Annotated in this window: 11 protein-coding genes; all 11 read right to left on the bottom strand. The window is 66.0% G+C overall.

The features are described from left to right. Positions 1 to 120: 120 nt before the first annotated feature. Genes rpsQ through rpsJ form a run of 11 tightly spaced genes read right to left on the bottom strand, consistent with a single transcriptional unit; the run spans position 121 to position 5,526 of the window. Complete coding sequence (rpsQ, locus tag ORI27_RS32585) at positions 121 to 429, bottom strand: 30S ribosomal protein S17 (RefSeq protein ID WP_266001363.1); 309 nt, start codon at positions 427 to 429, stop codon at positions 121 to 123. Continuing rightward, positions 429 to 662 (bottom strand): 50S ribosomal protein L29, encoded by a 234-nt coding sequence (gene rpmC / locus ORI27_RS32580; protein WP_005143880.1) that lies wholly within the window; start codon positions 660 to 662, stop codon positions 429 to 431. The genes rpsQ and rpmC overlap by 1 nt, the downstream gene beginning before the upstream one ends. Beyond that, positions 662 to 1,078, bottom strand: coding sequence for a 50S ribosomal protein L16 (gene rplP, locus ORI27_RS32575; protein ID WP_078018035.1), 417 nt, complete (start codon positions 1,076 to 1,078; stop codon positions 662 to 664). The genes rpmC and rplP overlap by 1 nt, the downstream gene beginning before the upstream one ends. A 3-nt stretch (positions 1,079 to 1,081) precedes the next feature. Beyond that, positions 1,082 to 1,924 (bottom strand): 30S ribosomal protein S3, encoded by an 843-nt coding sequence (gene rpsC / locus ORI27_RS32570; RefSeq protein ID WP_099244130.1) that lies wholly within the window; start codon positions 1,922 to 1,924, stop codon positions 1,082 to 1,084. Then, positions 1,924 to 2,433 (bottom strand): 50S ribosomal protein L22, encoded by a 510-nt coding sequence (rplV, locus tag ORI27_RS32565; RefSeq protein WP_266001365.1) that lies wholly within the window; start codon positions 2,431 to 2,433, stop codon positions 1,924 to 1,926. The genes rpsC and rplV overlap by 1 nt, the downstream gene beginning before the upstream one ends. Continuing rightward, positions 2,430 to 2,711, bottom strand: a complete 282-nt coding sequence (gene rpsS / locus ORI27_RS32560; RefSeq protein ID WP_003892827.1) for a 30S ribosomal protein S19 — start codon at positions 2,709 to 2,711, stop codon at positions 2,430 to 2,432. Before rpsS ends, rplV begins: the two co-directional genes overlap by 4 nt. Positions 2,712 to 2,723: 12 nt before the next feature. Then, positions 2,724 to 3,560: a 50S ribosomal protein L2 gene (rplB, locus tag ORI27_RS32555; protein ID WP_005143876.1), complete on the bottom strand. Its 837-nt coding sequence runs from the start codon at positions 3,558 to 3,560 to the stop codon at positions 2,724 to 2,726. Between the two features lie 29 nt (positions 3,561 to 3,589). Then, positions 3,590 to 3,892 (bottom strand): 50S ribosomal protein L23, encoded by a 303-nt coding sequence (rplW, locus tag ORI27_RS32550; RefSeq protein WP_266001366.1) that lies wholly within the window; start codon positions 3,890 to 3,892, stop codon positions 3,590 to 3,592. After that, a complete protein-coding gene (gene rplD, locus ORI27_RS32545; RefSeq protein ID WP_266001367.1) occupies positions 3,892 to 4,554 on the bottom strand; it encodes a 50S ribosomal protein L4 in 663 nt (220 codons plus the stop codon). Before rplD ends, rplW begins: the two co-directional genes overlap by 1 nt. Beyond that, positions 4,554 to 5,207 (bottom strand): 50S ribosomal protein L3, encoded by a 654-nt coding sequence (rplC, locus tag ORI27_RS32540; protein WP_266001368.1) that lies wholly within the window; start codon positions 5,205 to 5,207, stop codon positions 4,554 to 4,556. Before rplC ends, rplD begins: the two co-directional genes overlap by 1 nt. Before the next feature lie 13 nt (positions 5,208 to 5,220). Beyond that, on the bottom strand, positions 5,221 to 5,526 hold the full coding sequence (rpsJ, locus tag ORI27_RS32535; protein ID WP_003883485.1) for a 30S ribosomal protein S10: 306 nt from the start codon (positions 5,524 to 5,526) through the stop codon (positions 5,221 to 5,223). Between the last annotated feature and the right edge of the window lie 511 nt (positions 5,527 to 6,037).

Here is a 6,037-nt window from a genome sequence, read left to right as displayed (position 1 = left end):
GCGTCAAACGCCACATCGCTCGCGCCGTCTACCGTGCTCTACTCACCGACCACAACACCCGCCACCAAGCACCGCAATCAGCCGCGGCTTGACATAGGAGCTATTGCTCGCGCCGGAAGGTTACTTGGCGCGCTCCAGAACATCGACCAGGCGCCAGCGTTTGCTCGCCGACAGCGGACGGGTCTCCATCAGGGAAACCCGGTCGCCGACGCCGGCAACGCCGTTCTCGTCGTGCGCCTTGACCTTCTTGGTCGTGCGAATGATCTTGCCGTACAGGGGGTGCTTCACGCGGTCCTCGAGCTCGACCACGATCGTCTTCTGCATCTTGTCGCTGACCACGTAGCCGATGACCGTCTTACGACGACCCCGCGGCTTCTCGGTGGCCGGAGTGTGCATGGGACCGGCCGATTTTGAAGAGTTTTCTGCCATCACGATTCCTCACCAGCGGGTCCGGAGGCCAGACCCAGTTCACGTTCGCGCAGCACGGTGTAGATGCGCGCAATCTCCTGACGCACGGTACGAAGCCGGCGATTGTTGTCCAACTGGCCGGTGGCCATCTGGAAGCGCAGGTTGAACAGCTCTTCCTTGGACTCCCGCAGCTTGTCGGTCAACTCTTCGTCGGTGAGTTCACGCAGTTCACCGGCGCTGATGCCCACTGCCATCAGAACTGCTCCTCTCGGGTCACGATGCGCGCCTTGATCGGCAACTTGTGGATTGCACGCGTCAGGGCTTCCCGGGCGATCTTCTCGTCGGGGTAACTCAACTCGAACAGCACGCGGCCGGGCTTGACGTTGGACACCCACCACTCGGGGCTGCCCTTGCCCGAACCCATGCGGGTTTCCGCGGGCTTCTTGGTCAGCGGGCGGTCCGGGAAGATGTTGATCCACACCTTGCCACCACGCTTGATGTGCCGGTTGATGGCGATACGAGCGGACTCGATCTGCCGGTTGGTGACGTAGGCGTGCTCCAGGGCCTGGATGCCGTAGTCACCGAACGTCACCGACGTGCCACCGCTGGCAATACCACGCTGCTTGGGGTGGTGTTGCTTGCGGTGCTTGACTTTACGGGGAATCAACATGGTCTAGCTCTCCGTGCTTTCAGCGGCGGGCTCGACAGCGGGAGCCTCGGCCGTGACCGGGACCGCGGATTCGGCGGTCTCTTCACTGGCCGCGCGGCCGGCTTCGGTGCTCGTCGCGGTGGTACCCGAGGCGCCGCTGCGGCGCGGGCGGGTGCCCGACGGACGCTCGCGGCGCGGACGGTCGGCGGCGGGTGCGGCGGCGGTCAGCTCACGCTTGCCACCGACGATGTCGCCCTTGTAGATCCACACCTTCACGCCGATGCGGCCGAACGTGGTCTTCGCCTCGTACAGCCCGTAGTCGATGTCGGCGCGCAGGGTGTGCAGCGGAACCCGGCCTTCGCGGTAGAACTCCGAGCGGCTCATTTCGGCGCCGCCCAGGCGACCCGAGCACTGCACCCGGATGCCCTTGACGTTGGGCTGCCGCATGGCCGACTGGATGGCCTTGCGCATCGCGCGGCGGAACGCCACCCGGTTGCTCAACTGCTCGGCGACACCCTGGGCGACCAGCTGCGCCTGGCTCTCGGGGTTCTTCACCTCGAGGATGTTCAGCTGAACCTGCTTGCCGGTCAGCTTCTCCAGGTCGGCGCGGATGCGGTCGGCCTCGGTGCCACGACGGCCGATGACGATGCCCGGGCGCGCGGTGTGGATGTCAACGCGGACCCGGTCACGGGTGCGCTCGATCTCCACGTCGGCGATCCCGGCGCGCTCGAGGCCGGTGGCCAGCAGCCGCCGGATCGCCACGTCTTCCTTGACGTAGTCGGCGTACTGCTTGTCGGCGTACCACCGGGACTTCCAGTCGGTGGTGATACCGAGCCGGAAGCCGTGGGGGTTGATTTTCTGGCCCACTACTCCGAGCCCTCCTTCGTCTGTTCGGCCGTCGCCTTGGCGGCCGGAGCCTTCTTGGCCGCGGCCTTCTTGGCCGGTGCTGTCGCAGCGGCCTTGCTGCCCTGCGCCCGCCTCTGGCGAGCCGCACTCGCTGAAGAGCCTGCACGCTCGTTGCGTGCCGGACGGCTCTCGACGATCACGGTGATGTGGCTGGTGCGCTTGCGGATCCGGTACGCACGCCCCTGCGCGCGCGGCCGGATGCGCTTGGCGGTCGGGCCTTCATCGGCCATGACGGTGGCGACCACCAGGGTCGCCGGGTCCAGGCCCTCGTTGTTCTGGGCGTTGGCCGCCGCCGAGGCGATCACCTTGGCGACCGGCTCGCTGGCCTGCTGTGGCGCCCAGCGCAGGATGTCCAGCGCCTCTTCGACCGACTTGCCGCGGACCAGGTTGATCACCCGGCGCGCCTTGCTCGCCGAGATGCCCACGTATTTCGCAACAGCGGTGGCGGAAGGAAATTCAGTCGTCGTCATCGCCGCTTACTCTTCCGGTCGTCCTTGATGTGACCCTTAAACGTGCGCGTCGGGGCGAACTCGCCCAGCTTGTGGCCGACCATCGCCTCGGTGACGAACACCGGCACATGCTTGCGGCCGTCGTGGACGGCGAAAGTGTGGCCGATGAAGTCCGGGATGATGGTCGAACGACGCGACCAGGTCTTGATGACCTGCTTGGTGTTCTTCTCGTTCTGTACGTCGACCTTCTTGAGCAGATGGTCGTCGACGAACGGACCCTTCTTCAGGCTGCGTGGCATCGCTATGTACTCCTAGCGCTTCTTGCCGGTGCGCCGGCGACGGACGATGAGCTTGTCGCTCGGCTTGTTGGGCTTACGGGTACGGCCCTCGGGCTTGCCCCACGGGCTGACCGGGTGACGACCACCGGAGGTCTTGCCCTCGCCGCCACCATGCGGGTGGTCGACCGGGTTCATCACGACGCCACGGACGGTCGGGCGCTTGCCCTTCCACCGCATGCGGCCGGCCTTACCCCAGTTGATGTTGGCCTGCTCGGCATTGCCGACCTCGCCGACGGTGGCGCGGCAGCGCACGTCGACGCGACGGATTTCACCCGACGGCATGCGCAGGGAGGCGTAGGCGCCTTCCTTGCCCAGCAGCTGGATGCTCGAGCCGGCCGAACGGGCCAGCTTGGCGCCGCCGCCGGGGCGAAGCTCGACGGCGTGGATCACGGTGCCGGCCGGGATGTTGCGCAGCGGCAGGTTGTTTCCGGGCTTGATGTCGGCGTTGGCGCCCGACTCGACGATGTCGCCCTGCGAGAGACCCTGCGGCGCAATGATGTAGCGCTTCTCGCCGTCCAGGTAGTGCAGCAGCGCGATATTCGCGGTGCGGTTCGGGTCGTACTCGATGTGTGCGACCTTGGCGTTGACGCCGTCCTTGTCGTTGCGCCGGAAGTCGATCACCCGGTAGGCACGCTTGTGCCCGCCGCCCTTGTGGCGGGTGGTGATACGGCCGTGCGCGTTACGACCGCCGGTCCCGTGCAGCGGGCGGATCAGCGACTTCTCCGGGGTCGAGCGAGTGATCTCGGAGAAATCGGAGACGCTGGCACCGCGGCGACCGGGGGTCGTCGGCTTGTACTTGCGAATTCCCATTATCTATTCCTGAGTTCTATTCGTGCCGGCTAGGCCGGTGCTCCGAAGAGGTCGATCGGCTTGCTGCCGGGGGCCAGGGTCACGATCGCACGCTTGGTGCTCTTGCGCTGTCCGTAGCCGGAGCGGGTGCGCTTACGCTTGCCCTGCCGGTTGGCGGTGTTCACCGAGTCGACCTTCACCTTGAAGATCTTCTCGATGGCGATCTTGATCTGCGTCTTGTTCGAGCCCGGCGCGACGATGAACGTGTAGACGTTGTCCTCGATCAATCCGTACGACTTCTCGGAGATGACCGGGGCCAGGATGATGTCGCGGGGATCAGTGATGGTGGCCATCAGGCTGAAACCTCCTCGGCGGTCTGGGTGTTCGAGCCGATGTAGGCATCCAGCGCTTCCACGCTGAACACCACGTCGTCGGCGTTGAGCACGTCGTACGTGTTGAGCTGATCGGGCGAGATCACATGCACACCGGGAAGGTTGCGCACGCTCTTCGCGCCGACCTCGTCACTGCGGCCGATCACGATCAGAACCTTGCGACGGTCGGTCAGGGTGCCCAGGAACGTCTTGGCGCTCTTGGTCGACGGGGTCTGGCCGCTCACCAGCTCGGTCACCGCGTGGATCCGCTCGTTGCGGGCCCGGTCCGACAGCGCGCCACGCAGCGCGGCGCGGATCATCTTCTTGGGGGTGCGCTCGCTGTAGTCACGCGGCTGCGGGCCGTGGACGACGCCACCACCGGTGAACTGCGGGGCACGGGTCGAACCCTGGCGGGCGCGACCGGTTCCCTTCTGCCGGTACGGCTTCTTGCCGCCGCCGGAGACCTGAGCACGAGTCTTGGTGGCATGCGTGCCCTGCCGCTTGGCGGCCAGCTGCGCGGTCACCACCTGGTGCATCAACGCGATGTTCGGCTCTACGTCAAAGAGGGCAGCCGGAAGTTCAACCGTGCCGTCCTTCTTGCCGTCCGGAGTGCGAACTGGAATCTTCAGATCCTCAGAGCCCATTACTTCTCACCTCGTTTGACTGCCGTGCGAACCATCACGAGCCCGCCGGTGCGGCCGGGGACCGCGCCCTTGATCAGCAGCACGCCGTTCTCGGCATCGACCTTGTGCACCAACAGGTTTTGCGTGGTGACGCGGTCATTACCCATCCGGCCCGACATCCGGGTGCCCTTGAAGACACGGCCCGGGGTGGCGCAGCCACCGATCGAGCCCGGCCGGCGGTGCACTGCCTGGGCACCGTGGCTGGCGCCCTGGCCCTTGAAGCCGTGGCGCTTCATGGTGCCCGCGAAACCCTTGCCCTTGGACGTGCCGGTGACGTCGACGTAGGCGCCGTCGGCGAAGATCTCCGCCGTCAGCTCCTGGCCGACCTCGTACTCGGCGGCCGCGGCCTCGTCGTCCAGACGCAACTCGGCCAGGTGCCGGCGCGGATTGACCCCGGCGGCGGCGTACTGACCGGTTACCGGCTTGTTCACCTTGCGCGGGCTGATCTCGCCGTAGGCGAGCTGCACCGCGCTGTAGCCGTCGCGCTCGGGCGTGCGGATCCGGGTCACCACGTTGGGTCCGGCCTTGACGACCGTGACCGGGACGACCTTGTTGTTCTCATCGAAGACCTGGGTCATGCCCAGCTTCGTACCCAAGATTCCTTTGCGTGCCATTGTTCGCCGACCCCTACTGGATATTCACGTCGACGCTGGCCGGCAGATCGATGCGCATGAGCGCGTCAACCGTCTTCGGCGTCGGGTCGAGGATGTCGATGAGCCGCTTGTGCGTACGCATCTCGAAGTGCTCCCGCGAGTCCTTGTACTTGTGTGGGGAGCGGATGACGCAGTACACGTTCTTTTCCGTCGGCAGCGGCACCGGACCAACCACGCTCGCACCGGTACGGGTGACCGTCTCCACGATCTTGCGCGCCGAGGCGTCAATGGCCTCGTGGTCGTAGGCCTTGAGCCTGATGCGGATCTTTTGTCCCGCCACGCTTCTCCTACCTTCACTCCTGCTTGGTCCCACGAAGGGACACGGTGGTCATTGCGCTGGGTTGCCCGGCCCTGGGCCGCACGTTCAGCGCTGGCTGTCGCCGCCGCTCTTTACCTGTCCTGGTGCTCCGGCCCCCGCGGTCGGGTGTGTCGCCCTCGCGCAGCCCCGCAGGCGCGGTGAAAACCGTCGCTCTCCGAGGGTGGGACCGGACGCGCCCGTTTGGGCGCCGGTCGTATACCTTGGGCGGCACGCTCCGATGGGGCGAATCCGGCTCAAGGCAACCCGAACAGTATGCCCTAGATCGGGGCCTTATCCAAATCCCTGCTCTGCCAGGTAGTGGGTCAGTTTGGACGTGTCGCCTGAAGGTCTAGACGCCGAGGTTGTGGCGGCGTAAGGCGGGCTAGACCGTATGGGGAGGCTGGGGCCTCGCCACATGTGATCGTGGGTTGCCGTCAGGAGTGGGTCCTGGCCGGTAGAGCCACAGATGTGGATGGAGGCCCCAGTGAAGGTT

It is taken from the genome of Mycobacterium pinniadriaticum, from assembly GCF_026242045.1.
GTDB classification, from domain to species: Bacteria; Actinomycetota; Actinomycetes; order Mycobacteriales; family Mycobacteriaceae; genus Mycobacterium; species Mycobacterium pinniadriaticum.
Note: the sequence above shows the minus strand (reverse complement) of the source record. Positions and strands in the feature narration are given on the sequence as shown.